This is a genomic window from Leisingera sp. F5, from assembly GCF_001593695.1.
This window is the reverse complement of sequence record NZ_LUKH01000227.1, coordinates 1-3,549: the sequence shown is the minus strand read 5'-3', so window position 1 is coordinate 3,549 and position 3,549 is coordinate 1. Positions and strand designations below refer to the sequence as shown.

At 59.1% G+C, this 3,549-nt stretch carries 5 protein-coding genes; 1 reads left to right on the top strand and 4 read right to left on the bottom strand.

Translation table 11 applies throughout. The features are described 5' to 3' along the window. Nucleotides 1-429, bottom strand: a 429-nt coding sequence (locus tag A2I95_RS27880) for a TetR/AcrR family transcriptional regulator (RefSeq protein ID WP_291735147.1), incomplete at its 3' end; no start/stop codon positions are given. A gap of 246 nt (nucleotides 430-675) precedes the next feature. Between A2I95_RS27880 and A2I95_RS27875 the strand changes: the two genes are divergently transcribed. Further along, on the top strand, nucleotides 676-1,152 hold the full coding sequence (locus A2I95_RS27875; protein WP_027259856.1) for a hypothetical protein: 477 nt from the start codon (nucleotides 676-678) through the stop codon (nucleotides 1,150-1,152). 72 nt (nucleotides 1,153-1,224) lie between these two features. Here A2I95_RS27875 and A2I95_RS27870 read toward each other — a convergent pair whose 3' ends face one another. The 3 genes from A2I95_RS27870 to A2I95_RS27860 all read right to left on the bottom strand — a co-directional run. Then, a complete protein-coding gene (locus tag A2I95_RS27870) occupies nucleotides 1,225-1,854 on the bottom strand; it encodes a 3-oxoacid CoA-transferase subunit B (RefSeq protein WP_027259855.1) in 630 nt (209 codons plus the stop codon). After that, complete coding sequence (locus A2I95_RS27865) at nucleotides 1,854-2,576, bottom strand: CoA transferase subunit A (RefSeq protein WP_291735144.1); 723 nt, start codon at nucleotides 2,574-2,576, stop codon at nucleotides 1,854-1,856. The genes A2I95_RS27870 and A2I95_RS27865 overlap by 1 nt, the downstream gene beginning before the upstream one ends. Nucleotides 2,577-3,020: 444 nt before the next feature. Beyond that, a partial coding sequence (locus A2I95_RS27860; RefSeq protein WP_291735141.1) for a topoisomerase C-terminal repeat-containing protein occupies nucleotides 3,021-3,549 on the bottom strand: 529 nt, incomplete at its 5' end.

Here is a 3,549-nt window from a genome sequence, read left to right as displayed (position 1 = left end):
ATCAGGCACCCCGGCTGATTGGGCCAGCGCTGTGAAATGGTCCAGCAGCATCTGTTTGTGCGCGCTGGACTGCCGGTACACCGGATGCGCATGGTTTTGAAATTCGGAGCTGGCCTTTACAAACATGCAGCCGGCAAACTCGGGCTTGGCGAACCACTCTCCTAGAGCGGTGAAAGCACCGATCAACTGTCCCGCCGGTGTGTTCGACAGCTTTTCCATACGGCCATAAAGCCAGTTTTGGAAGTTCTCGTCCCGCAGCTGCAGGACAGCAATGATCAGCTCATCCTTAGTGCGGAAGTGCTTGTACATGGAAGTCTTTGACACGCCGGTTTCCTTGACCAGTGTGTCCATTCCTGTCGCGTGAAAACCGCTGCGGTAAAACACGTCCAGGGCTTTGCTGACCAATTCGTCTCGTTTGTTCGGGCGCATAATCCATCTCTGTGTGTACCGGTCTGTTCATATTGGCGGAGGATGGGGCAGGCAACTCAAATCAGTTTGACAAGCGAAAGCAGGGCATAACTGGAGTTCTGCCAGCCTGCCAGCCGCCTGTCCGCAATGTCTTGAAATGGTGTGTTTTCTGCAAAGTTTTTGTCCTATTCCTGCCGCTGCCGCTATGGTGCAGGAATTGACAGGATTAAGCCGCTTCATTTGGCTTTGAGAGATTGGAGACAGGAATTGGATTTGGGAATTGATCCGGCGGCTCTTGCCGCGGGTTCGCAAGAGGCCACCAGCACACTTGCAATGCTCGGCCTGATTGCTTTTGCCGGGATATTCGGGCGGATGGTGTTTGTCGCCTTTGCTCCGGGACTAGCAAAGGTCAACCCGTTCCGGAATTTCTCGGGCCTGGGTTTTGTGCTGCTGGCCGCAGGCCTGTTTGCTGGCGCTTTGTATGTTTCGGGTAAGCAGACCAAGGCGATTGTACTGTTCAACCGGCATTTGGTGGATCCGGTCACCGTTACCCTGCTTGGCCGCGACAGCTGTGATCCGGCCATGGGCAGTTATTGCGTGGTGGTGTTCGAAGACGGCCAGGAGAAGATCGTCAATTGGTACGATAAGCGTGTCTACATGTATGAAATCGTCAACCCGCCCGAAGGCGCTATCTGGCACACGCAGCGTCCGCGCGCACGGCCTGGGCCTGCTGCCGGGGTTTGACTGCCAACCGGATTTGCAAAGAAAAGACCCGCCGGAAACCGGCGGGCCCTGATTATCAGGTCTAATCCGGGATCAGTCCACCAGGGTGGCCTGGGTCGCGCTGCGGATATCGTCTTCGCTGACACCATCCGCCAACTCAACGATCTTCAGGCCGCCATCCACGACGTCCAGAACCCCCAGATTGGTGATGATCCGATCCACCACGCCCTTGCCGGTCAACGGCAGGGTGCAGTCCTTCAGCACCTTGCTGTCGCCATGCTTGTTGGTGTGGTCCATCACCACAACCACGCGGCCGACGCCTGCCACCAGATCCATGGCGCCGCCCATGCCCTTGACCAGCTTGCCGGGGATCATCCAGTTGGCCAGGTCGCCGTTCTCGGCCACTTCCATCGCACCTAGAATCGCCATCGCGATCTTGCCGCCGCGGATCATCGCGAACGACTGCGCCGAGTCGAAATAGGCGGTCTGCGGCAGCTCGGTGATGGTCTGCTTGCCGGCGTTGATCAGGTCAGCATCCTCCTCACCCTCAAAGGGGAAAGGGCCCATGCCCAGCATGCCGTTTTCCGATTGCAGGGTCACTTCCACACCTTCGGGGATGTAGTTGGAGACCAGGGTCGGGATGCCGATGCCGAGGTTCACATACCAGCCGTCCTGCAGCTCCTGCGCGGCGCGTGCTGCCATTTGATTACGGTCCCAGGGCATTATGCTTCCTCCCGCTTGCGCACGGTGCGCTGTTCGATGCGTTTCTCGTGATCGCCTTGGATGATGCGGTGCACATAGATGCCGGGCAGGTGGATCGAATCCGGATCCAGCGAGCCGGTGGGCACGATTTCCTCAACCTCAACCACGCAGGTTTTGCCGCAGGTGGCGGCAGGGGCGTTGAAGTTGCGGGCGGTCTTGCGGAACACCAGGTTACCGGTCTCGTCCGCTTTCCAGGCCTTGACGATGGCGAGGTCGGCAAAGATGCCTTCCTCCATGATGTAGTCCTCCATGGCGCCGTCGGGGCCGGTAGGGAACTGTTTTTCGAATTTACCTTCAGCGATCACGGTGCCAACACCGGTCTTGGTGAAGAAACCTGGGATGCCTGCGCCGCCCGCGCGCAGGCGTTCAGCCAGAGTGCCTTGCGGGTTGAATTCCAGCTCCAGCTCACCGCTCAGATATTGGCGCATGAACTCCGCGTTTTCGCCCACATAAGACGAGATCATCTTTTTCACCTGCCGGGTCTGCAGCAGGATGCCAATGCCAAAATCATCGACGCCGGCGTTGTTGGAGGCAAAAGTCAGATCCTTGGTGCCTGCGTCCTTGATCGCCTGCAGCAGCAGTTCAGGGATGCCGCAGAGGCCGAAACCGCCCGCAGCGATGAACATGCCGTCGTGAAGCAGCCCGTTGAGCGCTTCAGCAGCGTTGGAATATACCTTCTTCATGGAGTTCTCCCAGTATGCCGGTTGCGGGATTTCTGGCTGCCGGCTGGAGCAGAGTCAATGAATACGGAGACGGGCACGTATTTCTACGGAGAACAGAGAAGGGGAGGCTCCCGCGCCTTCCCGGAGCATTTGCCTCTGGCAAATGCTCCATCAGCCTTGGGCGTGGCGCCGCTCTACGGCGCAAAAGAAAGTCTTGGTGAGAAGCCCAATAAGGGCAGCTATGCACTTTTTGGGCATTCGCGAGAGTGAAACTGTTCTGCGCCGCGTCAAGGGCAAGCCGCTGACGCAGCGGCAGAGCCGCCCTTGACCCGCTGCAGAACAGAGAAGGAAGCGCGCAGGACATGGTCCACGCCGCGTTAGCGGCGCCGGGCCCAACGGTGAGGGCGCATGTCAATGCGCCTGGAACCGGCGGGAGCACCCCGCCCAAGTCCACGCCGCCGGTTGTCAATCTTTCGCTGCGGCCTTCTTAGGCGCTGCTTTTTTCTTGGCTGCGGGCTTTTTGGCCGCTGCCTTCTTCTTGCCGCCCTTTGCGGATTTTTCCGCAATCAGCTCCATCGCCATTTCCATGGTCACGTCCTTGGGTTCTACGTCCTTGGGCAGTGTGGCATTGACCTTTTCCCATTTGACGTAAGGCCCGTAGCGGCCGTCCATGATGTTGATGGCGCCACCGCTGTCGGGGTGATCCCCCAGCTCCTTCAGCGGCTTGGCAGCAGCACGGCTGCCGCGGCGGCCCGGATTGGCGCGCTTTTCCGCCAGCAGTTCCACCGCCCGGTTCATGCCGATTTCAAAGACGTCGTTGGGGTCCTTGAGGTTGGCGTAGACAGGTTTTTCCTCTTCGGGCAGCTGGTGCATCAAATAGGGGCCGAAGCGGCCGAAGTTGGAGGCAATCACACCGCCTTCGGGGTGGTCGCCGATCTGGCGCGGCAGGCTGAGCAGGGTCAGCGCCTTTGCCAGGTCCATATCGTCCTTGCTC

Excerpts from the sequence above, each read along its gene's own strand:
- A2I95_RS27870 (WP_027259855.1), bottom strand. The coding sequence starts at position 1,854 with ATGCCCTGGGACCGTAATCAAATGGCAGCACGCGCCGCGCAGGAGCTG.
- A2I95_RS27865 (WP_291735144.1), bottom strand. The coding sequence starts at position 2,576 with ATGAAGAAGGTATATTCCAACGCTGCTGAAGCGCTCAACGGGCTGCTT.